Raw genomic sequence first — 25,291 nt, 5'->3', positions numbered from 1 at the left:
CACAATTATCGCCAGAAAAATAGTAATTCATCATATAATTTCTCGCTGATATTGGCTGAAAACCTTTTCTACAACCTAAATCTAACCTCACAGAACCACTCATTTTCTGAGAGGCAGCTATAGAGTGCGGATTGCCAAGAGTTTAAGCTTACTGATTGTTTTCCTGCTGCAGTTTCTGCCAGATATTTTTTTAACTCTACACTACCACTTTCATCATGAACCTTTTTTGCAATATACTCAATGCTTGCCAGCTCTTCAGCTGCGTGTGATGCATAAAGAGTAGCCAACCTAAACGCTTTAAAGTGATACTTCATTCTTTCGGCTAAAATTGGAGGGCACTCTTCAGGTGGATCAACATAAAAATCAATCACTACAGGAATAGATTCCCGTATTCTTGCCTTAACCCAAACAAATGCTTCTACATCATCGTAGTATGGATGCAAAGTTTCTTCTTCCGAGCAACTTGGGATATCTTCGCTCTTTGTTTTATTACAGTCTTGACATGCTGGTATAAGATTAAAAGGTGAAACAGCCAACGATGGAAAATGTGCTTTAGGCAAGTGATGATCTAATGTTGAGACCACTCTTTGAGAACAGAGGGGGCATCTTCCATGATCTGGAAGTGACATTAACTTATCATAAAAGATACGCCCTGGGGCTAATTTTTTAGCCATCCTATTTGTGTACACAGCCTTCATTTCGTTAGCTGTAACAACGGTGGCAATATTATCTTTTGGCAAAATCGTATGTAATTGTGCATTTGAAGCTTTTGCATCAAACTCTATAGAGGAATCTTGTATTTCCTGAGAGCAGGCAATAAGTCTTCTTTTTAAATCTTCATCACGAACTCGATCAATGCATACTTGAAATACATCTAACGCACTATCATTCGGCTTTAAAAGTTTCTTCATAATCGGTTTCTCTTAATTGAAAATAAAGCCCGCAAAATACCTCTAGCTTCAATTCCTAGCTGTCCATCAAAATGTTGTACAGCCAAATCATAACTATCGAATTTATTTACAGCATCATTAAGAAGATTATGGAATCCTGAGTCGGTATTTTCCAGTCCAAATACTTCCCTAGTAAGTATTCCCACATTTTCACCAAATGATTCAGTTTCTAATCTTTCTACTTTAGACAAATATCCACTACGCCATAACTTCCAAGTGCAGCTTCGGGGAACTTCCTGGAGAACTACTGGAGAATGGGTAGCTATTATAGATACTGCATTCCTGTTAATTAACAAATCAGAGAGAGACCTTATGAAAGCTGATAATAATGGTGGATGGAGATGAGCTTCTGGTTCATCTAGAAAAACCAAGCTTCTTTCTTCCATTGACTCGACAAGCCTAGTGATAGTTAGCAATACAATCTTATGTCCGGAACTCAAATTTTTAAATACTCTCCCAGCTATATCTTTGAACTCATTTTCATCCTGCTTATTTAATATTGATGCTATATTAATATCAGCAAATACTGGGTCTGACTCCAGTTTATCCACAGCCCTTTTCCAACGTTCAATTTTCCCTCCAGCTCTACAAGAAAGCATACTTTTCACAAATTCATTTTTTAATATCACAGGACTTTTGGGAGGAAGGTTTTTCTCATCACCTTTTTTTACTCTTTTAAGTCCTACGTATGAAAACTGAATGCCTGTAGATTTGTCTTTCTTTTCAGATAAAGGTTCTGTTTCATCAAAAGCACTAAATGTAACTGATACTACATTAGAGAAAAGCTCACCAGCTAACTGATCTTTAGATGAAAACTCCCCAACTTTTGCTGGGCTTGTTTTTTCATCAATCAATGAACTAATCATATTATTTATTAAGTGCGTTTTCCCAACACCATTCCGACCGATTAGTACATGAATATTTGTTGGAGGATTACTCTCTGGTATTACGTCGAAACTTAAATGAATGCGGTCAGAGTTAGAGCCTTTCATTATCGGTGACTTATAAGCAAATGTATATTTTGAAAGTCGAGCACCTCCGTTCGCAAGTCTGCGGAACTGTCCCTTAATAGATGTGTGACTAATGGATCGCAGAAGAGATATACTAGTGACTCGCTCATTTATTGCTTTATTATAGATATCCTCACTTAAAGCAATGTCATTAAGGGAGGATAATATTTCATTTCGGATATTTTCTCCGAGTTCGTTTAACACCTCGTAAAAACTGTCATCCTGGCCAACAGAGAAAAAATCACCATCTAGTTTTTCGAAAGTTTCGGGAATACTTGGTCTGCTTTGACCTTTGGCCATATTAATCTGGCCGATTTTAGTAGAACCAATAGTAATTTTCTCTTTATTTTTGTCTATATAAATCAATGTATACATTGTTGAAAATTCAAACCAGTCATCCCAATTATCAATGATTAAATAGGCACAGTTAGGTTGTTCAATAGAGGGCTTATTTCCCGCAGGCAGCACCTTGAATCTCATCTTCACCCCACTCACTCATGGTTGATAAAAGCTCGCCTCTATATATTCAGAGTAATTTAAGCTAAGTCACCTCAAAAAACCTTACTATTTTGCCAGAAAATTTTGACAAAATCGTTTCAATTTACCCGTATATTCAATAACATATTGGCATTAGTTGCAATGACCAAAAAGGTAATTCTCATCCTATGGTTGACCTAAACCCTACCAGAGTTATCTGTTAAGACTAGAGGGCTAGATCATAGGAAGATTGCAAAGTCCGTTTCTTGCACATGGTCGACTGTGAGACCCAACATATACGCGCAATGATCTTGGCCCTTATGGCATGTAATTGTCCCAGACTGAAACACATATTATTTCTGTGAACTCCATCCCAGATTGTATCTTCCCCTTCAGACCAGAACTGGACCGTAGAGCTTATTCTTACTGCATTTCTCGTCTTCATTCATCTCATGTGGCAACAGCATTCCTTTCGCCACGCCAGAAAGTCATCTCAGCGATTAACAACGCCGTGCCGGGGATGGGTCAACCCTGACGTTCTTTACACCAGTCACAGGAGGTAATATGTCCAGTCCGAAACGCTTCCGTTTTACTAACCAGCTCATTAAATCCCTGCCCCCTAACACATCAGATTCACGCAGCACCGATGCCGAATACAGCGACACCGAGATTTCTGGCCTGAAATGTCTGGTCAGCAAAGGAGAAGGACGTAAAAAGTTTTTGCTCCGCTACCTCTACCATGGAAGAAAACGTGCCATCGCTATTGGTCGCTGGCCTGAGGTGGATGTCACCTTAGCCCGTAAGATTGCCATGGAACATAAACGCTCACTTGCCACCGGAACTGACCCTAAGCAGGAACGCGAAAACAAGAGACAAGAGATGACATTTGATGAACTCTTTAACCAGCATTATCTGGTTTGGGCAAAGTCTGCTAAACGTAGCTGGGGCAAGGATTTCCAGCGCTACCGGGATCATATCCGTCCCGCCATTGGTCAGATGCTGCTTAGCGATATCACACCTGCCAGCATTCTCCGCCTCCAGCAGACGTTAAGCACTTCATTATCAGCAGCAACCTGTAATCGTGTCATCGTACTGATTAAAGCGGTATTTACCTGGGCCGGAAGGCAAAGCATCACTTCTGTCCATCCGGCAAGAGTTGTACAGCTTCTCAGGGAGAACAACGCCCGACAGCGCTATTTCACCGAGGACGAAATTCGTCGTATTTTTCTCTCCGCCGATAACGATACCAGCCCCGTAGCTGCCCGCTATGTCAAACTGCTGTTATTGACCGGCCTTCGCCGCGATGAGCTGCGTCTGGCAAAGTGGGAGCATGTTGACCCGGTTAAACACACTCTGTGGCTCCCGGAAACCAAGAATGGCTATGGGCGGATTGTTCATCTTAACTCACTGGCGATGGACGTAATCAGAACGCTGCCAACACAGCGTGGAAATCCGTGGTTGTTTATCGGTAAAAAACAAGGAATGCCGCTGAATAACCCCGTTAAAGCCTTTCAGCGTATCGTTCGTCGGGCGGGAATTTTCGACCAGGAAGTGTGTATTCATACCTGCCGCCATTCGGTTGCCGCCCTCATCGTGTCCTACGGCGGAACACTGTATGACGTTCAGGCTCAACTGGGGCACCGCAGCAGTCAGTCTTCACAACGTTATGCGCATCTTCACCCTCAGCGCTTACAAAACACCAGTCAGTTACTGGCGGAAAGGATAACGGCTCAGCTACCGTCCTTGTGATAACAGAAAAGCAGAGGCAAGTGCCCCTGCTTTTTTTTTACTGTTCAGCCATCAGTCAGAACGGGATGGCCCCATATTCTTCATCCGGCACACGATTATCATCATATCTGTTATAGAGTTCACGAGCACACTCGCGCGCGTCTTTAATAGACATACGAGGGAACCTGCCGAGGGGTTCATAATAGCAGGCCCCTCTAAGCGTATAACGAGCCAGGAATTTAATCTCACCGTTGGCAATGACGGCCCGGAGCGCAGGCTCGCTGCCATCGAAGATTTCACGAGAAATGCCGTGATAAAGGCACTCCGCCAGTGTGTTAACCAGAGCGTAATCATTGAATGAGGTTTTTTCTTCATTTTCGCTGCTGATAGCGTGAGGAAAACCGTCATAGTACTGGTCTGATTCAAAAATCATACATCACCTTCTATTCGTTGTTATTCAGTCAAAATGGTTTTATTCAGGGTTAAAATTCGGTCATCACATTGCATTTCAGAAACGCTTTTTTGACCTGGTAGTAAGACTGCGCCATCGTCTTCAGCGCTCTTTTTTTATAGTGTCCGGCACTTTCGCCAAGCAGATAACCGGAACGCTCTAACGGTCTGGCCACATCAACGGTCTTAAGTCCCTTTTCAGAACAGAGCTTTTCAAACACCGATTCATAAATCAGGAAGTCGCCGGTTTTGTAATGGACGAATCCCCACATATCTCCCGGGCATCGGGCATGTTCGTCACGCAGGGTGATAAAGTGCCTGCTGCTTTTTGTCACCAGCGTCAGCTGAAGCTCCTCCAGCATGTTACGCACCGGGTTATACTGATTCTGGTTATCATCCAGCCAGCGTCGTGCAGCGGACATAACGGATTCAGCCACCGCATCGCTTTCGAAAGGTAAAAGGCCATATTTCAGCGCCTTCTCTCCTGCCAGCCATACCAGCGCAAATCTTTTCAGTCCGCGCCGCTGAACGCGGGTAATATCACGCCCCTCATCCCTCAGGGCCTCTTCCAGTGCGTTACAGCAATCATCTGTCTGTTCCTGGAGCCAGGATGAAAACTCTGCGTAGGTGCGAAGAGTATCAGCCGCATTTTTTTCGGATAACAGCTTGCCGATAAATGCAGGCCCGGCATGACCATAAGCCTCTGCCAGCCCCGTCTTCAGTGCATCTGCACGGGCACGTGTTTCTGATACCGGTTCATCCGGTTTTTGAGCATCCTCAGGCAACAGTTCCATACTGATGGCCCTGTGCTCCTGCCCTCCCTGTAACACGGCTTTCTGTTCAGCCAGCTTTTCGGAGATTGACATCTCCCCGGTGGAGAGAATAAACATGCGCCATTTAAACGGCTCATCTGCCGTCAGGCCACGGTTCAGGCGCTCTTTTGCCGTACCTGACGTAATGTTGTAAAGCAGTGAGGAAAGTTGCTTATGATTACTCGCACCCAGTTCATCGACGCAGGCGACCAGACCGGAATAGTCAGCGAGAAGGCGCTCCATCGCGTTAGGCGTGGTATTCCAGCGAATAATATTTACATTCCCCCCACTGCCCGGCTCGCTGCCATCGCCATGGATCGATGCAGCCAGCATCAGGAGAAGCGTTTTACCGGTGGTGGATACGCCGTGAAAATGAAACATGCCCACATCCATACCGGCAGGAACCAGAAGCATCGAAGCAAAGGACGCACTCAGCGCAAAGGTCTGCGCCCAGCCATGGACATTTTCCCGGATGAGGTTAATCCACTCCTCCAGAGCCCCGCCTATGTGCAGTCCGGGACGCACGCGGAATCCCGGTAGCAGATAATCAAACCCGCTCAGAGAGGTCACTACGGGCTCATAACCATGTAAAAAAGCCATATCCTCCGAAACGAATCCCATCGCATCTGCCATCAGATAGACAGGCAGCGGTAAACTCCGGCAGCGCTGAAGAAAACGGTCAAAAAGGGCAAACTGCTGTGGAGAGGAGCCAACCCAAAATCCACGATCTGCCAGTTTGCCTACTACCTGAGCACCGCTCTGGACAATATCCTCAAAGCGCACCTGGGCCTTAACATACTTACCCAGTCCGTTACCGGTCATCAGGCTGATACCAAGACTGGACTCCTTATCTTTCCCACAAAACAGGGCGACAGGCACAACTGGCGTACCGCAAACCAGCACTGGTTTCTGTCCACCGATGTAGAAAAGGCCATCAGCTGTATTCACATAATGCCGTGGCAGCCCATCACTAATACCGAGTGAAGCGATATCATCTTCACCGACTTCAGTGTTTTCAGCACGCCTGATAATTGCCTCCGACATTTTGGTGAAATTTTTATCGCGATCAGCAAAAGCGCGAATACGCTTAATCCCGGAAACCTTAGGAACATTAGTTGTCACTTTTTTATTCATGTGTATTACCATCAAATTACGCCACCGTCAGAAAACGGATAGCATCAGAACCATAGTTAAAAACCATCCCGTTGAGTGAAGGTTGTTACCCCATCGCCCGGTTAACAACTTCGTGATAACGTGCCGGGGAGGCGTGCAAGTAAAGTTCTGTTACTTTGATTGTGCTGTGACCCAGTAAGTCTTTGACGGTATGAATGTCTGCCCCGCTCTCGATGAGCTTTGTCGCAAAGGTATGACGCATCTCATGGATGGTGAACGGTGGAATACCCGCAGCCTCACAAAGTCGTTTTTGCAGGCGACGTGGCTCAGCAACCGGATTGTCGGTTCCCTTGCCCGGAAATACCCAGCCTTCATCACCCAGATGCTGACGCTGTTCTGTCAGAAGAACGAAAGCCTTATCACATACCGGTACACGGCGTAGTTTGCCGTTTTTGGTATGGCGAAGGGTGATAACCTTGCGGCTCCAGTCCACATCTTCAAGACGAAGGTGACGGGTTTCCCCCAGACGCAGCCCCGTCAGGGCAAGGAACATGAGAAGAGCAAGGGCTTCATGATCGGGTTTACCATTACGCCAGCGCTCACAGACGTCCATCCAGCGCTGAAGCTGGGAGTCATCCATGGCACGGCGATCTGACGTCACTTCAGGCAGCGCTTTGATATAAAGCGCCGGAGAGCGGCTGATGTATCCCATGCGTATAGCCCAGGTAAACACCGCTTTAATGAGCGCCAGATGGCGGTTGCGGGTGGCAGGCTTGAGATCGAGATTATGCAGATAGCTCAGAATATCTGCCTCCGTCATACCTGCCAGCTTTTTGTCACCGAGAAGAGGGCGCAGGTATTTACGGATCTTAGAAAGGTCGGTGTTAGCTGAACGCTTAACGCCCGTGCTAAGTACGCATTTCACATACTGTTCCACAAGTTCATTAAACGTTATTTTGCTGTGCGTAAGAAAACGCTCACCATAAGTCTCAACGGAAGCCTTAAGCTCCTGAATTATTTTAAAGGCATGCTCCCTTGCGTTATTAATGGAAAATTCAGGGTAACTTCCTATGGCAACGTAAACATTCTTTCCACGAATACTTTTGCGGACAATAAACTTAATGCGTCCGGATGAGTGGAATATAGCCTTAAGCCCGGTACATTTTGTATCGCTGGCTTCGATAGTCCGGCCAGTTTGTACTGCACGGATTTTATATTCATCAAGAAAGGCTTTAGTAAAAACACCTCCAGTATTTTTAGGTGCAACCTCTGAATATTCTATAGCATTAGATACTCCATGGTCGGAATATCCATGAATCTCCGCATCTACATTGAAGGAATTTTTATGAGCAGCAGCGATGCTCTTTTCATCCAGCGCTTGCGTTATTTTATTTAAAGGGTAATTAACATCCATAATATGTACATGGTCCTCTGAAAATTCAGATGATAATGAGTAAGTTAATATGTCGGCCAACAATGGGATAAGCTTATTTATTCGTGACATCACTTTCAAGCCCATGAAAAATCAGCTCTTACATGCCCATTGACATTTAATACTCAAGTCAGAAAGACCATGATGATTCATCAGGAGTACTCCTGCCCAGGGAAAAGGGAAAATAGCGTTAAACCATATAAAAAAATTGTGTTCCGGATGCGTCGCCCAAAGTAAGTCAACTTTTGAGGCTCTGAAATAAGAAAATGGTGATACACCTCACCGATTTTCGCCTGAAAAACGACCTCATAAGGTATTTAAAATTAATACTTTCAAATCAATAGATTAAAGTAATGGTTTTGACAATATGCAGCCAAACTTAAGGGTGAATCAACCTTTCCATAATCAAAATCACACTCTATTCATTTTTTATTATTGTGACGCTCGTCACATTTCACACCTGCGGTGTGCTTTGATTTTGTACATTCACAAAGCTCACCCACACCAACGACTATGACCGTAAAAAACCTCTTTTTATGCACATATTATTTCCATGTAAATCAATTCATTATGGAGATAATCATGTTTAAACTCACGACCCCTACCAGTCTTCCCCTTCTCAACTTGCCCGCCACCGCACTGGCGGCCCTGAACAATGAAATCCTCGGCCCCGTCGATGATATCAACCTCTTTACCGCTTTCTGGAACGAAACGGGAACCCTGCTCTGGCATCTCAACCACAACGACACTCTCCCCGAAGACCCGCTGCTGGCAGTCGCTCTGGCTAACCCGGAATACGTCACCGCACTTGATGATGGCTGGTATCTCCTGCTCGGTATCGTCTGCGATAACGGTCAGGGTATCTATCTGGTGTTCCCGGGCACGACCATTATCACTGAGCTACAGAATCTGATTGAGGCTCTGAACCATGAGTAAGAAAAAAATCGCTACCGAAGCCGCCGTCACCGAAAGCTATACCGTGTTCTACAGTGGTGAAGCCGAGAAAATCAGCCCCCACAGTAAGGGGCTGCTGACGTATGAGCTGGGTAAGGAGGGTGATACCGGCAGCCTTGCCCTGCGCTTAACCGCCAATGGCGAAGGGGGGCTGTTCTCCCGTGAATGGATAGCGCTTGATGCGATTCACGCCATTCTTGAACGGCAGCAGGACAGCTTTCCGTCCCGCGTGTTTCGACCGCTGTTTGGTCAGGGCAGCACCAACAACGCCGGGTTTCTTGCCGCCGTACTGAGAAGTCCGGATATCTGTCTTATCGAGGCGGACAGCAGCAGGCTCTTTATGCACCGTTGTTATGCCGACTGGCCGCATCGTATGACGCAGCTTGCTACGCTCAGCCAGGACTAACCCCGTTTTTTCTGTGTTCCATACCCCTTAAAAAGGAAATTCACTATGTCATCACCCGCTATATTGCAGGGCGGCTATGTGCTGCCGCTCTCCCGGTCGTTCACCCAAATGCTTCTGGATATCGTCGCGCAAAAACCGCCCCATCGTCACCCTATCACCGGATTAACCATTAACTTTCGTGACCCTGAATACTCACCGGAAACAGGTGGCTGGCATCCGGTCGAAATACGCCTCATTCCTGCCGGAGAAGACTGGCAGCTCGATTACGTCACCGATTTTCACTATGCAGGGCATCCATGGCCTGAGCTTGAAAAAGATGTCGATGTGAGCTGGACGCAACAATACACGTGGCTTTCCCGTTGTGGCGATATCTCTCATGTCGACGCCCGTGAGTTCTGGTCGCTATGGGAAAGTAACTTTATGGCTTACCACGATATGGGGGCTTTCACGGTCCGTACGTTGTGGGAAAGCTGAGTGTTCACAACGTTTCCCCCGCATCCCCCCTCTCCCCCGTAGTAAGGAACTGAATGTTATGTACCGGCTTCTGCTGCTGAACTTCGTGGATTCATTTATCGATAACTGCATTCTCTCCTGCGTCGATGAACCGGCTTACGGTGGTATCGTGCAGTGCGAACTGCTTTTTGGCCTTGCCGCACACAGCGGTATCTATGTGGGTAACGGCGATATTGTTCATCTTGACGGTGACGGCATCGTTATCAAAAGTAAGGCTAAAGGGTTTCTTGACCGGCTCGATGGCTGGAACTCCGCTATCTCGGTGTATACCGACTGTATGGATTTGACGCCTCAGGGTTGTGCGCGGGCCGCTGAACGGGCAAAGGCGGCAGTGGGTCAGCACTATCCCTACAGCCTGCTCGACTTTAACTGCCACCGGTTTACTGCCCGCTGCGTTACCGGCGATTCGTGCCCTGATATCTGGCTTGCCAGACACCTCGATAGATTTCAGAAAGGGGACCGATGGCGCGTATGGCAACGATGAACGTTAATCGTCGCAGGCAACACGCTACCGGACAGGGAGAACGGCTTATCCGTCTGACCATGGTGCTGTTTTACGGTCAGACAATATCTGTTCGCTATATCACCCGACGATTTGACGTCTCTCCCCGTACGGCAAGACGGGACCTCACTCATCTGGCCTTTGTGCTGGAATCCGCTGGCCCTCACCGCTGGCGACTGGCCCCCTCACTAAAACCCTGATTTTTTCTCTGCCGGACATCTCCTGACCACCCCGTATGGCAGGCTGTCTCCGCTTTTCAATCCATAAGGGAACATGATGAAAATTTCTAAACTGTTAACCGCCACCATTCTGCTTTCAGCCTTCAGCCACAGCGCGTTCGCCGACGAGCAGGCTGATGCTCAGATGATAAGCAACTCGACCTTCTGTGCGATGTACTCCACCCGCCTGACCCAGACCAGTGACAGCGGCCTTCAGGTAAAAGGCGTCAATCTCAATGCCCGCTTCAACGGACCGGTATTCAACCGGGTGCTCCAGGTGATGAACAAAACCTATGGCAGAACCTGGCTCGAATCAAATGCCCGTAATGGCAGCATGACCGCCATGCAGCTTTCGCAGTCGGAGCTGCTTTATAACCCGGAATATGCGCGGCAGTGCGATGCCTTCGCGAATAAAGTGGAAAAGGAATGGCGTAAAAAGTAACCGGTACGCGATATCCGGTGAACAGAAACCTGCTTTCGGGCAGGTTTTTTTTTTACTTTTTTCTTTTTCAGCCGGACACGCCCTGTCCGGGGACATCCTTAAACTGTCAGGTCCAATATCCGCTATGAGGTGAAATATGGCTACCTACCGACACGACCCTGACCTTGAGTTTCTGCGCCACTGTCATCGTGACGATCTGGATTTACTGGTTTCTGTGCTTATCTGCGATCCGAAAGACGGACTGGCACGTATTACGGAAACGCTGACTTACGATCCTCAGTATAAAAAACACAAGCCCAACCATCCGCGCTACTGGGATGCCATTGCCGCCGAGGTTCAGACGTTTGGTGCAAACAGCTTCGCCACGCTGCTCCGCTGGGGTAAAGGGGTGCTGTACCGGGAAATTCTTACCGATGCCTGCGATAAAATGAAGGTGAACTACAACAGCAAATCCAGCGTCGAGACGATTGAAATGAATCTGCTGATGAAGATCCTTGAGAAAAGTCTTGAGAAGATGACGCCTGACCAGTTAAAGACCGTGGCGGAAGAGTTGCAGACGGGCTACAGCAATCCCACGCCGGAGCTGCTGACCATGGCAATCCAGGCGGGAATAAAAACATCCGGGTTTGCGGCCTATCAGATGGCGCTTGTGGTCACAAATGGCGTGGCGAAAGCCCTGCTAGGCAGAGGGCTGACGTTCGCAGGAAATGCCATGCTGACGCGGACCATGGGCGCATTTGCAGGTCCCGTGGGCTGGGTGCTGAGTTCTCTCTGGCTGCTGATAGATTTAGCCGGTCCCGCATACCGGGTCACGATCCCATCCTGCATCTTTATTGCCTACATGCGCCAGAAGCATCTGTATTCACCTGAGAATACTGACGTTTAGCACTTACATTTAAGATTTTCAGGCTTTAAAAAAAACTTCAGAGGGCGGACAAATCCTGTCCGCTACTGCTGGCATCATTTCCCGGCAAAATTCGGGAACGATGTATGACGCTGATAACACAAGAAAACGAACATGACAGACTGGCAACCCGCCTTTCCATCATCCTGAGCCGTTTATTTCAGGGTGAAAAGCTGCATATCGGGACGCTGGCAGAAGAATTCGGGGTGACAACGCGAACGCTGAGAAGGGATTTTAACGTCCGTCTGACGTACCTTGATATTGAACAGAGCAACGGCGTGTATCAGCTTGCTTCGCATTACTTTCGCCGCCGCACGGAACGGGATATGAAGATACTGGCGAGGTTGCTGCATCTTGACCGTCTGTTACCCGCGATGGACGCCAAGCTGCTGAGCCTTCTGATTGACGGGGAGCACCCTTCACCCTACAGGATTATGCTACCAGAACCGCGCCAGAAACCCACACTATTCGGTGATTTCAGCAGACTGACGCTCGCCATACTTAACCAGACGCAGGTGCGCATCAGAACCGACGAAAACGTCAGCCATACCGTTCATCCCTATCGCCTGCTTTGCAGCCATGCAGAGTGGTATCTTGCCGGGTGTGCTTTATCGTGCGTGTTCGTTCTCTCTCTGTCCCGAATCAGGCTGGTTGAGGTATTGCCGGATACAACGTTTGAAATCGATAACGCGCTCATTTCGCTGATTGAACAGTCTGACTTTATGGAAGCGTTACCCCACATGAACATTATTCATCAGATAATGGATTACGGGGCAAAACAACCGAATAATCGCAATTAAAATCACAACATATTATTAGTAATGATTAAATCACATTAACATGATAAGTGAGAAAGTAATGATTATCGATAAAGAATACGCACTTGTAGATGCAACAGCAAGACTTAACACTGACCTGAGAGATTATGAAATTGAAATAAACAGAGCCGCCAGCGTAACGTTTGGCAATGACCTAACGGACATAAGCATTTATCAGTTCAGTTTTATCATCAAAGTCAGAACAGATGGTGAGAAGATAAAGCACGGTCTTCTTGTTAACTTTGGTAAAAACATAGCAAGACAGGTTTCATCACTTTGTGCATCCGCAATGCGAGTCTACCCGAACGAAAAACACAAACCGAGCCGTCAGCTATTCAGATGTGTAAATTAGCATTTGAATTTTATATAACCGCCCACATAGAATTTATGTAGGCGGATGAGACTATTCTTCGCCAAAATATTTTTTTAAAAAATCGAAAGCTTTCTCCTTACCTGACCTTGGCGTGGCTTGAAGAATTGCCTCAATATTTAGCTTCCCCGAAGAGGAGTCCCAATAATTCTTTTTTATTACTTGATGTCGACCACATAATGCCTGCCAAGCAGCAGGGTCGTTAGGATCTGCATTAGGATTAATTGAATGAGGAGTCATATGATCAGCTGTCAATCTTACAGTTCCACCACCAACTGGATCTATGTCACCGTCATGCAAACCACATATATTCCCTCCATCACGCCATTCACAACAATTACCAGCACGCATTAAGATTCTAGACCAAGTTTCAGGTGTAGGGGCGATACGATTTCCTGCAACGTCCCTTTTATCAGCAGATTCCATTAAATACTCGCCAACAGATAAAAATTTTCTATCGCGGTTCGTTAGTATTGTGTAACCTCTGTGTGTTCTTAATTCTGATAACCGTTGATGCCAGTTTTCCGGGATTATTCCACTAACAGGATCCTTTGCAACTTCTTTGATCTGCGCTGTGGTAGCAATTCTCCCTACGTTATCAAGAAAAAAAGCCTCAATCCGAGCTATTATGCTTCTCTGCTCGTAAATTCTAGTTATTTCTGCTGTTTGGTAGTTTGATTTCATATGCACTCTAGTTATAGTCTGAAGCATGATACTATTACTTACTACATTGATTCAGTAACCCAAATTACGATATGCGAACCAAAGAATTCCGTAAGCAACTCATTGAATTATCTAATGATCTGAAAATCTCAGTCAATGAGATCCAGTCACCTAGCCTTAGCAACTACTATTCCCAGATCCTGCAAAATCAATACGTTCTTGTCAAGGAAGATAATTTAGTTGCACTTCTCAATATGCTCGCTACTGATGGCTTAGAAGTAGATTTATGTTACATTGATCCGCCCTACAATACCGGAAATAGCTTTGTATATAACGATAAAAGAAAATCTAAATCACATAATATTTGGGGTAAACACCATGATTGGTTGGCATTTATGCTTCCAAGATTGCTTGCCGCAAAACTTTTGATGAAAGATGAAGCAATAATCAGTATTAGTATTGATGACTATGAATATGCTCACCTTAAAATGTTGATGGATAATATTTTTGGCGAGGAAAACTATATATCTACACTTGTAATATGCAGAAGTAAAAATGGTAAAGGTAGTAAATCAAACGTGGCTGTTAATCATGAGTATTTACTCATCTATGGCAAAACAAAAAAAGCAAAATTAATTGGCCTGGAAGAGAATGACACAGCAAAGTATGATAAGCGAGATACATACGGAGAATATAAAATAGACGGGCTTTTCAGAAAAAAAGGAGATGCAAGTAAAAAGGAAGACCGTCCTAATATGTTTTACCCATTATATTATTCACCTGATGGAAGTGTATCAACGACAAAACAATCATCAGAAATGAAAGAAGTATTTCCTATTGATTCGAAAGGCATTCATCGTCGTTGGTTGTGGGGTAAAGAAAAGGCTGAAAAAGAAAGCTGGAAACTATACGCCTCCCCAAAAGGAGTTATATACGTAAAAAACTATAATAGTACTGGTAAAAGAATAAAAATTAGAAGCATTTTAGACGATGTAAATTATCTGAATGATAAAGCAACTCAAGAAATAAAAAAGGTTTATGGTGAAAAAATATTCGAAACACCAAAGCCATTAAATCTTATAAAAGATATTATTGATTTTTGTTGTGAAGAAAATGCTCTAGTCCTAGATTTTTTCGCAGGAACAGGCACAACTGGAGCCGCCTGCTATGAGCTCAATGTAGAGAGAAACTCTAAACGAAACGTCATTCTTGTAGAACATAAACATTCTATAGATGATTCTCATATTGCCAACATTCATGGTTTTGCGAATATGGCTGAAATCACAGAATACAGACTTAAATATATTAAAAACTCAGATCCTGATTTCAATTATTTTATTATTGATTAATACTTTACTATCCTTATCACGAAAATAAGGATAGTAATTTAACGTTGCAAGTATTTATCAACTGTATTTTGTTTGAGTAGAAATAGAACATTTTCAAAAATGTGCTTCAAATAGAAAAACTGTGTATTCAATGATATTTTCTTACATATTAAAAATACTGGTTGAAGATGCCTTACGAGGTGATATAAGCCCCAAACCATTGGGGCGAAAAGATCCATTTCCATAGATGTCACTTTAAAGCTGGCTTGATTGATAATATTTGCTGATATAGAGGAGAGCGTGATGCATATGGTACTCGCCCTGAAGGGACAAAGACGGATGCTGGTTCAAGATGAACATCTTGATCATCAAAAAATATATGAGGATTGAAAGCTTTTAGTATTTTTGTTTTCTCTACTCCACCGAGAAAGAATGCCTCATCAACATTTATCCCCCAAGCTCTCAATGTTTTTATAACTCGGAGTTCAGATGGACTATTTCTTGCTGTTACAAGAGCAATTCTTACAGGTGAATAATCCACTCTAGCAGGTAAACGGTCTTGCAATCTCGCTATTTTCTTTAGTAACATTGCATAAGGCCCTTCCGCTAATGGTTCATTTTGCCTAGCATTTTCTTGTGCATGGAAACTCTGTATACCTTTCGTTTTATAAACAATCTCACTGGACTCATCGAATAAAACAGCGTCACCATCAAAAGCAATTCTTACCTGATCTTGCGGATATTTTATCGATTCTTTAGGTGGCTCTTTTAAAATAGCAACAGCACAAGCGTTAGAGTCTATAACACGTTGAGCATCATCAATGCTGGTGGTAAGAAAAAGATCAACATTGAAAGCCTCGAGATAATCAACCACTGTTTCTCCACCAGTGAATACAGATCTTGTTATGTTCACACCTTTTCTTCTTATATTATTCAGAACCATAAGCCCAGTATCAGGGCTATTTCTCGACATAACCACCACTTCAACTAAAGGAGATTTGTCAGATTCTTTTTTATACTTATTTAGCCCCAATAAAGCCTCTACTAAAGGCAATCCAGTTCCAGAAAGCAATTCATCATCCTCATGCAAAAGCATGTAGTCTCTGTATTGTTCAATTGCTTTTTCTGGCTCTTTGGAACAGAACTCCTTAAATAGATTATCTGACTCCTGCATATCAAAAAGTGCTGTTGAACTGATACCAATAACCAATGTGTTAGTCAAATCATATGCCATATATATCTCCTGAATTCTTTATTGGTTAAAATTCAAAAATCAAATTAAAGATAAATATCTACTCATCCTCAATACCCCATTCGTTTATTTTAAGTTTTTTATTTAATGAGAATTGGTTTATCAAATCAATATATTCTTTAAAGTCTGAGTTCAATTCAATAAGGCGATTAATAGTTTGCCAATCTAAACTTATTTTTTCTTTTGCTTGAAGAAGAATCTGACTTTCAGACGGATTATGTACATCGAGGAGGATAACGCCAATACCATGTGCCGAATTCAGAACAGTTAACTCATCAATACAGTTATTCTCAATGCTTGCAGCTACAAGATAACCATAGTGAGACCATGATGAGTTAGAAACGGTCTGAAAGTATGCCTCTCTAACGTTCGAAATAACTAAAGATTTTTTTACTTCAAAAGACCAAAGAAAAGCACGTTTACCACCAAGAATTGAAACCGCATCCTTAGTCAAGGACGACCAATTATGACCAATATCCTGGACCCCTATAACATCTGGATGTACCCACTTATTACTCTTGAAGGCTCCCTTTTTGGATTTCTTTTCATCTACACGACGAACAAGCACGTTTAATGAACTCGAAGTATACTCGCTTAGAAGAGGATATAATTCATGCTCAGAATAAAATTCGCCATGGGGATCAGAAACGTCAGCATCATCCGTGACAAAGATATCTTTATTTAATTGTATGCCCTTTGCCTCATCATCTGACCAAAGATACTTTCTAGGTTTTCCTGCCGTCACATTAATATGAGCATTTCTCTTAACCAGCGAAGGTCTTTGGGCGCCTATCTCTGCCGCTACCTGGGAGATTAGGTCTTCAACACTCGAAAGATGTTCTGATGAAGCAAGTTTCTTTTCTGCGTATTCAGGAAAGCTTTCGCAAACTTTGATTGCCAACTGCCTGGCGGTAAACGGAACATTAGGGCTTGCCTTAAGTACGAACAAAGTCATACCAATCAATGTTTTAATTTTATGACTAACAAGAAAATCTGAGTCAGCTTTTATTTTGTTCACACCCTATCCTTTTGTGCTTCAACGAGACCAAGAGCCTGGAACAACAGAACTCTTCTTTATTCTCTCCAACTATATCAAAATTGCTCCACATAGTAGTAACCTTAGTTACTGTAATTGCTTTAAGTGAGGTTTACCGTGACTATCTCGAACTTTCAATATGTTCACGATCTAGCCCATGTCATGAAACATCAAGAGCTTTCGAAGAAAACAAACTTATCTTAGTAAACCTTAACCTGAGGACGTCAGCTGTTGCAGCTCATAACAACCAGAATCAGCCCAGATATCTCTGAAGAGCTGATTGCTTTAGCTTGCTCATTATGAAGTTCTCTCACCTAATGCAATATAGTTGATAGAACTGGGATACGAAGATGGGCCATCTTAAACCAAGGCAATTTGATGGTAGGATTATGGTAGTTTCGAAACACCGTATTTAAGCATTGCTTACATCATATTGCAGAAAACTTAAACATTTTTCTCAAGGCAAACCAGTAAAAAACTGTTAGTGCTGATAGAGCATTTGGTCTTTTTTGAAGGGATTGAAAATCCCCGTGTCCTTGGTTCGATTCCGAGTCCGGGCACCACTTTCTTGCTTGTTTTGCGCGTTTCTATGAATCTCTATATGTAGCGGGTTCAATAAGTTAGCGGAAAACTCTTCCCAGCGGATATCTATTTATCTGTCTGTATCTGGGGCTTTTGGTGGTCAACCTGGTTCGATAAAGGAATGCCCCCCCAAATGGCATTAACCGATAAACAAGTCCGCAGTGCAAAACCCTCTGATAAACCCTACAAGCTCGTTAACACGCTCGATTTGTATCTTCCCGGTTCCCTTATCTGGTATCTCAAATATCGTTTTGAGGGAAAAGAATCAAGAGTGCCACTCGGTTCTTATCCCGAAACCTCACCCGCCCTTGCCCGCGAAAAACGCAATGCCACTAAACGGATACTAAAATCAGGTTTAAATCCTTCACAACAGTGTCGGTCTGAAAAAATCATTGTTGATGAATCTCTGACGTTTCAGTATATCGCCACCCTGTGGCATACCGATTGCCTGAGACTTGTAGTGGCTCAGTAATTCCGGACACCTCAATAGCCTGTTAATTGTAACAACAGTAAATTGAGGTAAGCGAATAATGACCCAACGTAAACAAACCAAACGCCGTTTTTCTCCCGAATTTAAGCTCGAAGCGATTGAACAGGTTGTTAAATATCAACAGTCTGCTGTTGAGGTCGCTCATACTCTTGAACCAGACCCCAGCCAATTACGTAAATGGATACGTCAGTATTAGGCCGAAGTGAGTGACGTGACGCCGGATAATCCTGCTCTGACGTCCGAGCAACGTGAAATCCAGTCACTGAGGGCGCGAATTAAGAGACCAGAAATGGAAAAAGAAATACTAAAGCAGGCAGCCGTGTTGATGAGCGAAATACCCGTCAAATCTATGCATTAATCACACGGCTGAAAGCAAAATGGCCGGTGATTGAGTTGTGTCGTCTGCTGAAAATAACGCGTAGCGTTTACTATGCATCGCTAAAGCGGTCGGTCGATATAAGCCGACTGCATCTGAGAAGCCGTTTGCGGGAGTTACATCAACAGAGCCGGGGGTCAGCCGGAAATCGAACCCTGAGTCTGCTAATGCGTCGCTCCGGTTATAACGTGGGACGTTGGCTGGCTCGTAGGTTGATGCAAGAATGTGGTCTGGAGAGCCGCCAACCAGGGAAACATCCCTACCGAAACGTCGGGGAAGAAACATCTGCCTCCCCGAACTTGCTGAAACGGCAGTTCACACCGACGCAAGCAAATCGAGTCTGGAGTTGCGATATCAGGACGTAGATACCGAGTATTGAGGTGCGCTTTTGTGCGCGGGCATCTGTCACCAGTACAACCGTGTTATAGTCAATATTCAGCGTCTGGCTGCTCAGGTCGGTCAGTTCATCCTGAATATGCTCCTGTGAGAATCCCGTTGTCGGGCCATTAAACGATATCAGCGCCATCACGAAAATATCATCAAATAACGGCAGGTTACGTTCAACGGGCGATGGTAATTCTTGGCAGGCTTTATCCCAGAATTTTTCGGTACTGGAACGAAGAGTCAGCATTTTTACAGTTTCATTTTTCGAACACCCTTTATTGATACTCTGAAAGACGGATATTTCCACCGTTGGCGATAATATAAAACAGCTCTCCCGGACGCTGGGTGATCTGCGGTGGATGTTCCAGCCCACGATGGCGAATCGACTCTTTAATTTCATCGTAATTCGGATTACAGGTAATACGAGGATTTAAATCAAATGCCCACAGTTGATCCAGTGCAACAGGCATGAGTATGCCCTGATCAATGTTCATCATTATGATCCTGAATAAGTCAGTGAGTAACAGAAAGACGGTCAGCGACTGTTTATTTTCGCATTAATCTAATCATCAATCTCCGATTCAAGCCAGACCACACTGGCAGGCCCAATCCTGACGGATTTGAGGAAATGTCCCGTTTTCATGTAGGCGTAAACCTGAGAACGCTTGAGACCGATTTTATCCAGAACCTGTCGCAATCGCAGGAATCGATGAGAAACCAATCAAAAATAAACAGAAAATATCAAATTAGATCATTTCATTTGATTCATGAATATAAAAACAATTCTCCTAAAATTATCAACAATAGGATATAGTCATAACAACAACCAGAGCTTTATAATTACATCCACATCTAACATCCATTTTCAGGAAAATATATGAAAATCTGTTCAATGATATGTTTATGCGCCGCAATATTTTTATTGAGTGCCTGTATCCACTCCCCAATTGATGCAAATAAAAAAGCCCTACCCAGAACGGAGAGTGGCATCAGTAAAAATACTCCCAACCAGTTAACAGATAAAGATATCTTCGGCAACGAGACCACGCTTGCCGTTTCAGAAGAAGATATCCAGGCCGCACTGGATGATGAGAAATTCAGCGTCCCGCTGAACTCTGCCGTCATTCTGGTCCAGTCTGGCAATCGTGCACCAGAAATGATCATGCAGCAAGAAATGAATCGCTATTACCGGATATCAACATTTTCAGGTATCCCCGACAGGCAAAAAGCTATTTCCTGTAATAAGATGAAAAACGAAGAAGGAGAAGCCGTCAACAGCGAAAATATGAATTATATGCAGGCCCTACGTTATATTGCGGCAAAAGGACAACAAAAAGCGATCATTGTTTACTGGGATACGCTACAACTGGGGAAATATAATACTGCGACAAAAACCACTGTCTGGTCGGATTTCCGAAACGAAACGTTGTCTGATTCAGTCTCGTTGCGCTACCTGGTGCGTTTCGCCCTCGTGGATGTGGCGACGGGAGAATGGGCAACCTGGTCTCCTGTTAACTACGAAGATAATATTCTCCAGCCACTCACCGGAAGAACACCGATCACAGAACAGCAGATCGCTCAGTTAAAGCAAAAAACCTTTGCCACAGTGATTAAAGACCTGGCAAACCGCTATCAGTAATTAACACCTTCACTTCGCCTGCCGCCAATAATTTGTGGCGGCAAAATTTCCTGTTCTCTGAGCCATCTCTTTTTCCAGACCAGAAGCCATGCCAGCGTCCACTCCGCAAATGGGCACGAACCTGCCGCCCACTCACAGCACTGACCGCAGCATCATCGAATGCCGCTCCGTATTCTCACCGACAGTCCAGTACCGGGGCCATTCGCCGGAAAAAGTCTGAATCCCTTTTTAGTTTTCACCAGTTTTGAGCAAGTCGGGTACGTAACAGGTTGACACTCACTGTCAATTTCAGGCTCGCCAGAACAAATAAACAGCAAAATTGACAATAATTTGCTGATATAGTCCGACTTTCTTTTTAGATAATCGTTGATGTAACCGGATTTTTTCAGCGATTCAATAACGTCAGGCGTCATACCGCTACTGCCCTGGCCGTCACTGAACATCTTTTCCTGGAAAGCTTTGATGGAACCGGTTTTAAGGGCAAATAATTCAGTCCGTATACCGTTCTGCCCGTTCAGAAGCAGATAAAGATTTCTGCCATTCTTAATATCCTGACTGACCATAGATCAGAATCCATACAACGGTTCCCCGTCCATAATCATCCCCGGTGTTCTGACGTAAATACACCATTCCGGAAGCTGCAAAAACACATCCATCGGCAGCGAGTCAGTGATGGAGGTTTCTGTCAGGGCATTCAGCAGTGCCGGATGAACAGAGTAAATCCCTTTGCTATATCGCCAGGTACCCAGCACCTGGCGTTTTTGTATATACCGCCACATTTCTCTGGTGAACTGACTACGTTGTTTACCCATAAACAACATTGTCCAGTGACTTTCCGGAAAAAAAAACACCAGTATGGCCAGTCGGGAATTTCCCGGCCTTTCATTAACCGGACTTTTTCAATTCCGCTAATAGCTTCCGGATAACGCTTACAAAAAGCGTCAGCGATCCCGACAGGGTTAAACATAAAATTATTCATGGATATTCCCAATACTTACCCTACAGATCATCATCATTACCAAAAATAAATATTGAGACTATAGCCAAAACAAATGAAACAATTAAAGGCATCGGAAAAAATAATATATCAATATAATCAGGAAAATATACCGCAACTACAACTAAAATACCGACAAGAACCCACCCAATGATATTAATAATCAAGACCTATTTAATTAAATTCCTTACCTTCTTGACTAACCAAAGAATTAAATTTTTCATTTATCGCCTCTTGGATAAACCTGATTTTCGGCGGTCGGGAACCCATTTCATTTATCCTGAGTCATGGACACTCCCTGCGTTCTGACGAAAACAGATCACTCCTAAAATCGCAAAAAAACCTCCAGAAAGCAAATTACAGACAGGCATATCCAGAGATGCATTTACAAAAAATATCGGTATCCTCAACCAGTTAGAATATAAAAAATTCATATATATCATCCTATTTTCGTTATCAGTCTTTAGGCATAAGATAAATGATGGCGCAGATAATTAGCGGCACTCCAATCAATATTGGAAGAAATAACATATCAAAATAATCTGAAAAAAACGTCAGTACAATAAACCAAAGACCAATAACAAATATAACTGGTAACACACGGGAGGCAACATCTTGAACAATTGCGCCCCCCGTCGAATAAATTCTTTCACTTTATCATCTCCTTGAAAAACCGCACTGCATCTTCTTCAGTCGCAAAGGCATAATCACCCTGATATATTGCAGATGGAAGATATTTATCAAAGAGAAAGAAAAACATTTCCAGATTATTGATATACAGTAAATGATAGAGTTTTGGGTTACATAATTTTAGCCTTTCAATAAGGCCAGTGGCTATCGTAATTCTACCATAGGCAGAAAGAACACCAACGACTCTCCCTCCCCATCCAGTTAATACATCTTTTACGGACTTACTCAGGCTTGCCGAACCGGCAATATAGGTCCAGCAGTGTACGCCAGAATTCCTTGTGTAACCATATCTGTAGCCATATGAACAGCCCCCTTCACGGCCATCTTCTGTAACCTGGCTGTAACAGGATATATGGATTCTCCGATCAGATTCTCAAGAATCTCCTCTTTTTCGTCGAGATCCTGAAGTCGCCGTAAAACCTCTTCGATTTTCCCATCATCAAGTTCAAAATTTTGGCACAATGAAGATAAATAATTCTTACAGTCGGCCATATACCAGATTATTTTCGCCAGTATTCTGAGCTGCATTTTATCATTATATCTTTGAAGAACGTAAACAATACACAAATACAACATATCAAGAATGGCATCAGTACGTTTTATTAACTCGATGATACATATTGCCATTCTTTGATCATAATAACGTAGCCCATTACAGGTTTCATTATCTCCCAGAAACAAGCAAACTCCTCTTCCTGCCAGTCGCCCTGCGCCATTACTCAGTGACGTTAGTGTATCCATAACATTGTCACTGAATCGTTCACTGAAAGCACCCACGACTTTCTCCAGTGACAGGGCCATAGATTGGTTACGTAGTTCCTGTTGAAGGTATGCTTTTACATACAACGAATTGTTCGTTCTCATCAGATAGCCCATTTTTCACTCCTGATATGAAATGGTTAAAATACCCGCTCGCTCCACAGACTGTATGCACTGGTTCCGGCTACGCAATGTTCCTGAGTGATACTCTCATAAGTGAACGATACCGATTCTTCCGGTTGCCCACCGCTATCGGTAATGGAATGAGGAACACTACTGCGTATACTCGCTATCCTTGCATTGATCAGTTTTACCCGATAATACAATTCGTTAATCCCAAATCGGTTAGTACGATAATATTCAAAATCACAGGTCAGACATTCATTTTCATTAATCGCTTTACTCAGCAGAGGGGTGGATTTATCCACGGGTTTACTGATATCCAGCGTCTGATGATTGACGTTCTGCACCCGGCTCAGTCCATGTTTGAGACTGGTCACCATAATCTGATCCAGATGTGCCAGTTGCGCCTTATTCCCGATGGATGCCAGTGACGAACACCCCGCCGAAATCAGCCCTTGCAACTGCCCGTTTAATGTCAGATAAACAAGATTTGCCATAGTGATACTCCTTTTCAACTGAAGATTATTTCCCTGATTGACCGTCCGGCGCTTCCTTCGACCGCTCCTGCGTCAGCAGTAGCCAGCGACTCAGAACCCCATCCAGCCGTTCATTAATTTGTTTTTCCAGCATCCCGGTATTTTTCCCGGCAGACTGCGCCTGCTGGTACTGCGTCAGCAGATATTCCAGCGGTATCTCCTGGTTCAGCGTGCGCTCGGCCTGATAAATAATGGTTTTGATATAGGAGAGCGTGAATCCCTCTTTCGCCTGCTCACGCTGTACTAAAAGCTCAGCAAACTCCCGTAAATCGGTGCGCGCCTGCTGCCAGCCCAGCATCTGCGGACTGTTTGCCGACCTGTCTTTCAGGACGATACTCCACTTCATTGTGGCCTGCTGCTGTTGCAGGCTTTCCGGCCAACGGCTGTCTGCCGTCCGGACCATTCGCTGACCGGTTTCCAGCGGCTGCAACGGCGAAGCTCCTGTCAGTTGCTGTAGCCGTTGCGGATAATCGCTCAGCTGTGGCGATGCCAGCCAGACCGTTGCCGCCCCCTGCGCCGTATCACGCGCTGCCGCTACCTGCTGTTGCAGGGGATAGACCTGCCACCACCAGATGACAGCTGCGACGACTGCACTACAGAGAATCCCGGCGATAAAACCTTTCACAGTGCTTCCCGGTTTCACTGACGCCGGGGACAGTGGCGTTACTGCCCCCCCATGAACCGCCACCTTCACCTCCGGCAATTCCGGCAGAGGAGGCTCTGGAAGAGTCGGGGTTGCCGTGCTTTCCGGCATATAGACCAGCGTTCGGACTGTGGTTTTTACTGCTGTATACGCCGCTGGCCTTTCTGGCGGCGGCTCACACCGTTTGCGCGTGTTCTGCACAAAATAGAGCAGGTTTTCCACCCTCGGAACACGCTTCAGCTCCACCTGCTGTAGCTTGTCGCAGATCACCTGCAAGGCACGCTCAGCCCGGTACAGCAACGGCAGGTCGGCTTCAGAAAAAGCCAATTGCTGGCGCAGAATATTGCCGGTCCTGGCGTTAAACCAGTCCAGCATTTCGGTTCGCCCCGCCCCACTCTGCGGCCAGAATTTATCCCATTCGCGGCTTATCAGCGCTGCCAGCAGTTCCACGCCTTCGCAAAATCCCACCAGCCCCTGCGTACGCGTGCGGGCCAGCGTGTAATAGCTAGCGGTGTGCAAATCAACACCATTCGCTTTAAAGATGGTCAGCGCCAGCGACTCCACCAGCGTCCAGTTCATCTCTGGCTGCGCCGGATGGCTGGCCTTATTGATCTCCTCACGCATGGCGCTGAACTCCGACAGGCCGCGCGGGTCCTGGCCAGTGATAATCGTCTGAATATCCGTTCTCATTGCC

29 protein-coding genes and 1 pseudogene are annotated in these 25,291 nt (G+C 44.7%); 14 read left to right on the top strand and 16 right to left on the bottom strand.

Annotated elements, in window-relative coordinates; all coding sequences use genetic code 11:
* Positions 1 to 68 precede the first annotated feature (68 nt).
* Positions 69 to 911, bottom strand: coding sequence for an HNH endonuclease (locus tag OGX84_RS21460; RefSeq protein ID WP_072052121.1), 843 nt, complete (start codon positions 909 to 911; stop codon positions 69 to 71).
* The gene (locus OGX84_RS21455) at positions 908 to 2,440 is read right to left on the bottom strand and encodes an AAA family ATPase (protein ID WP_286458387.1); all 1,533 of its coding nucleotides are present in this window, start codon (positions 2,438 to 2,440) and stop codon (positions 908 to 910) included. The genes OGX84_RS21460 and OGX84_RS21455 overlap by 4 nt, the downstream gene beginning before the upstream one ends.
* 561 nt (positions 2,441 to 3,001) lie before the next feature.
* Here OGX84_RS21455 and OGX84_RS21450 point away from each other — a divergent pair.
* Positions 3,002 to 4,186, top strand: a complete 1,185-nt coding sequence (locus OGX84_RS21450; RefSeq protein ID WP_221661568.1) for a tyrosine-type recombinase/integrase — start codon at positions 3,002 to 3,004, stop codon at positions 4,184 to 4,186.
* 55 nt (positions 4,187 to 4,241) lie between these two features.
* Here the strand turns inward: OGX84_RS21450 and OGX84_RS21445 are convergent, their stop codons facing one another.
* From OGX84_RS21445 to OGX84_RS21435, 3 genes are all read right to left on the bottom strand, one after another.
* Positions 4,242 to 4,598 (bottom strand): Arm DNA-binding domain-containing protein, encoded by a 357-nt coding sequence (locus tag OGX84_RS21445; protein WP_097298229.1) that lies wholly within the window; start codon positions 4,596 to 4,598, stop codon positions 4,242 to 4,244.
* A gap of 49 nt (positions 4,599 to 4,647) precedes the next feature.
* Positions 4,648 to 6,561 carry a DUF927 domain-containing protein gene (locus OGX84_RS21440; RefSeq protein WP_286458386.1) on the bottom strand — a complete coding sequence of 638 codons (1,914 nt, stop codon included), beginning with the start codon at positions 6,559 to 6,561 and terminating at the stop codon, positions 4,648 to 4,650.
* A gap of 85 nt (positions 6,562 to 6,646) precedes the next feature.
* Complete coding sequence (locus OGX84_RS21435) at positions 6,647 to 8,059, bottom strand: site-specific integrase (RefSeq protein WP_233132210.1); 1,413 nt, start codon at positions 8,057 to 8,059, stop codon at positions 6,647 to 6,649.
* Positions 8,060 to 8,554: 495 nt separating this feature from the next.
* On the opposite strand from OGX84_RS21435, the gene OGX84_RS21430 reads away from it, so the two are divergent.
* The 9 genes from OGX84_RS21430 (at position 8,555) to OGX84_RS21390 (ending at position 13,081) form a co-directional block, all read left to right on the top strand.
* Positions 8,555 to 8,908 (top strand): hypothetical protein, encoded by a 354-nt coding sequence (locus tag OGX84_RS21430; RefSeq protein ID WP_023892870.1) that lies wholly within the window; start codon positions 8,555 to 8,557, stop codon positions 8,906 to 8,908.
* Complete coding sequence (locus OGX84_RS21425) at positions 8,901 to 9,332, top strand: hypothetical protein (protein WP_221661570.1); 432 nt, start codon at positions 8,901 to 8,903, stop codon at positions 9,330 to 9,332. Before OGX84_RS21430 ends, OGX84_RS21425 begins: the two co-directional genes overlap by 8 nt.
* Positions 9,333 to 9,377: 45 nt before the next feature.
* Entirely contained in the window at positions 9,378 to 9,806 is a 429-nt protein-coding gene (locus OGX84_RS21420) for a DUF2787 family protein (protein ID WP_286458385.1), read from the top strand.
* 58 nt (positions 9,807 to 9,864) lie between these two features.
* Positions 9,865 to 10,329, top strand: a complete 465-nt coding sequence (locus OGX84_RS21415) for a lecithin retinol acyltransferase family protein (protein WP_221661572.1) — start codon at positions 9,865 to 9,867, stop codon at positions 10,327 to 10,329.
* A complete protein-coding gene (locus OGX84_RS21410) occupies positions 10,308 to 10,547 on the top strand; it encodes a DeoR family transcriptional regulator (RefSeq protein WP_072059255.1) in 240 nt (79 codons plus the stop codon). The genes OGX84_RS21415 and OGX84_RS21410 overlap by 22 nt, the downstream gene beginning before the upstream one ends.
* Before the next feature lie 76 nt (positions 10,548 to 10,623).
* Entirely contained in the window at positions 10,624 to 11,007 is a 384-nt protein-coding gene (locus tag OGX84_RS21405; protein WP_057071823.1) for a hypothetical protein, read from the top strand.
* A 136-nt stretch (positions 11,008 to 11,143) separates the two neighbouring features.
* The gene (locus OGX84_RS21400) at positions 11,144 to 11,893 is read left to right on the top strand and encodes a YaaW family protein (RefSeq protein WP_045371317.1); all 750 of its coding nucleotides are present in this window, start codon (positions 11,144 to 11,146) and stop codon (positions 11,891 to 11,893) included.
* Positions 11,894 to 11,997: 104 nt separating this feature from the next.
* Positions 11,998 to 12,711 carry a helix-turn-helix transcriptional regulator gene (locus OGX84_RS21395; protein WP_286458383.1) on the top strand — a complete coding sequence of 238 codons (714 nt, stop codon included), beginning with the start codon at positions 11,998 to 12,000 and terminating at the stop codon, positions 12,709 to 12,711.
* Between the two features lie 58 nt (positions 12,712 to 12,769).
* Positions 12,770 to 13,081 carry a hypothetical protein gene (locus tag OGX84_RS21390; RefSeq protein WP_286458381.1) on the top strand — a complete coding sequence of 104 codons (312 nt, stop codon included), beginning with the start codon at positions 12,770 to 12,772 and terminating at the stop codon, positions 13,079 to 13,081.
* Between the two features lie 51 nt (positions 13,082 to 13,132).
* Here OGX84_RS21390 and OGX84_RS21385 read toward each other — a convergent pair whose 3' ends face one another.
* Entirely contained in the window at positions 13,133 to 13,783 is a 651-nt protein-coding gene (locus OGX84_RS21385) for a KpnI family restriction enzyme N-terminal domain-containing protein (RefSeq protein WP_286458379.1), read from the bottom strand.
* 71 nt (positions 13,784 to 13,854) lie between these two features.
* Here OGX84_RS21385 and OGX84_RS21380 point away from each other — a divergent pair, with 71 nt between their 5' ends.
* On the top strand, positions 13,855 to 15,111 hold the full coding sequence (locus OGX84_RS21380; protein ID WP_286458378.1) for a site-specific DNA-methyltransferase: 1,257 nt from the start codon (positions 13,855 to 13,857) through the stop codon (positions 15,109 to 15,111).
* Positions 15,112 to 15,340: 229 nt separating this feature from the next.
* Here the strand turns inward: OGX84_RS21380 and OGX84_RS21375 are convergent, their stop codons facing one another.
* A complete protein-coding gene (locus OGX84_RS21375; RefSeq protein ID WP_286458377.1) occupies positions 15,341 to 16,324 on the bottom strand; it encodes a 5'-nucleotidase in 984 nt (327 codons plus the stop codon).
* Between the two features lie 58 nt (positions 16,325 to 16,382).
* On the bottom strand, positions 16,383 to 17,360 hold the full coding sequence (locus OGX84_RS21370) for an HrgA protein (RefSeq protein ID WP_286458376.1): 978 nt from the start codon (positions 17,358 to 17,360) through the stop codon (positions 16,383 to 16,385).
* 733 nt (positions 17,361 to 18,093) lie between these two features.
* On the opposite strand from OGX84_RS21370, the gene OGX84_RS21365 reads away from it, so the two are divergent.
* Together OGX84_RS21365 and OGX84_RS21360 are read left to right on the top strand one after the other, a co-directional pair.
* The gene (locus OGX84_RS21365; RefSeq protein ID WP_024130940.1) at positions 18,094 to 18,432 is read left to right on the top strand and encodes an Arm DNA-binding domain-containing protein; all 339 of its coding nucleotides are present in this window, start codon (positions 18,094 to 18,096) and stop codon (positions 18,430 to 18,432) included.
* 58 nt (positions 18,433 to 18,490) lie between these two features.
* Positions 18,491 to 19,182 (top strand): annotated as a pseudogene (locus OGX84_RS21360) (transposase); the annotation flags it as partial.
* Here OGX84_RS21360 and OGX84_RS21355 read toward each other — a convergent pair.
* From OGX84_RS21355 to OGX84_RS21345, 3 genes are all read right to left on the bottom strand, one after another.
* The gene (locus OGX84_RS21355; RefSeq protein ID WP_012135084.1) at positions 19,086 to 19,457 is read right to left on the bottom strand and encodes a hypothetical protein; all 372 of its coding nucleotides are present in this window, start codon (positions 19,455 to 19,457) and stop codon (positions 19,086 to 19,088) included. The pseudogene OGX84_RS21360 and the gene OGX84_RS21355 sit on opposite strands and share 97 nt — an antisense overlap.
* Before the next feature lie 28 nt (positions 19,458 to 19,485).
* The gene (locus tag OGX84_RS21350) at positions 19,486 to 19,707 is read right to left on the bottom strand and encodes a hypothetical protein (RefSeq protein WP_012135085.1); all 222 of its coding nucleotides are present in this window, start codon (positions 19,705 to 19,707) and stop codon (positions 19,486 to 19,488) included.
* Positions 19,708 to 19,772: 65 nt separating this feature from the next.
* A complete protein-coding gene (locus tag OGX84_RS21345) occupies positions 19,773 to 19,931 on the bottom strand; it encodes an AlpA family phage regulatory protein (RefSeq protein ID WP_012135086.1) in 159 nt (52 codons plus the stop codon).
* A gap of 156 nt (positions 19,932 to 20,087) precedes the next feature.
* On the opposite strand from OGX84_RS21345, the gene OGX84_RS21340 reads away from it, so the two are divergent.
* On the top strand, positions 20,088 to 20,849 hold the full coding sequence (locus OGX84_RS21340; protein WP_024130942.1) for a lipoprotein YafT: 762 nt from the start codon (positions 20,088 to 20,090) through the stop codon (positions 20,847 to 20,849).
* A 152-nt stretch (positions 20,850 to 21,001) separates the two neighbouring features.
* Here OGX84_RS21340 and OGX84_RS21335 read toward each other — a convergent pair whose 3' ends face one another.
* From OGX84_RS21335 to OGX84_RS21315, 5 genes are all read right to left on the bottom strand, one after another.
* A complete protein-coding gene (locus OGX84_RS21335) occupies positions 21,002 to 21,412 on the bottom strand; it encodes a hypothetical protein (protein ID WP_012135090.1) in 411 nt (136 codons plus the stop codon).
* 3 nt (positions 21,413 to 21,415) lie between these two features.
* A complete protein-coding gene (locus tag OGX84_RS21330; protein WP_134863651.1) occupies positions 21,416 to 21,661 on the bottom strand; it encodes an AcrVA2 family anti-CRISPR protein in 246 nt (81 codons plus the stop codon).
* A 1,100-nt stretch (positions 21,662 to 22,761) separates the two neighbouring features.
* Complete coding sequence (locus OGX84_RS21325; protein WP_286458375.1) at positions 22,762 to 23,412, bottom strand: hypothetical protein; 651 nt, start codon at positions 23,410 to 23,412, stop codon at positions 22,762 to 22,764.
* A 23-nt stretch (positions 23,413 to 23,435) separates the two neighbouring features.
* Complete coding sequence (locus OGX84_RS21320; RefSeq protein WP_112001558.1) at positions 23,436 to 23,915, bottom strand: Hcp family type VI secretion system effector; 480 nt, start codon at positions 23,913 to 23,915, stop codon at positions 23,436 to 23,438.
* Between the two features lie 25 nt (positions 23,916 to 23,940).
* Complete coding sequence (locus OGX84_RS21315) at positions 23,941 to 25,287, bottom strand: VasL domain-containing protein (protein WP_112001557.1); 1,347 nt, start codon at positions 25,285 to 25,287, stop codon at positions 23,941 to 23,943.
* Between the last annotated feature and the right edge of the window lie 4 nt (positions 25,288 to 25,291).

The organism is Citrobacter sp. CK202 (assembly GCF_030333225.1).
Taxonomy (GTDB): Bacteria; Pseudomonadota; Gammaproteobacteria; order Enterobacterales; family Enterobacteriaceae; genus Citrobacter_B; species Citrobacter_B koseri.
The sequence above is the reverse complement of the archived record's forward strand: the minus strand, read 5'-3'. Positions and strand labels throughout refer to the sequence as shown.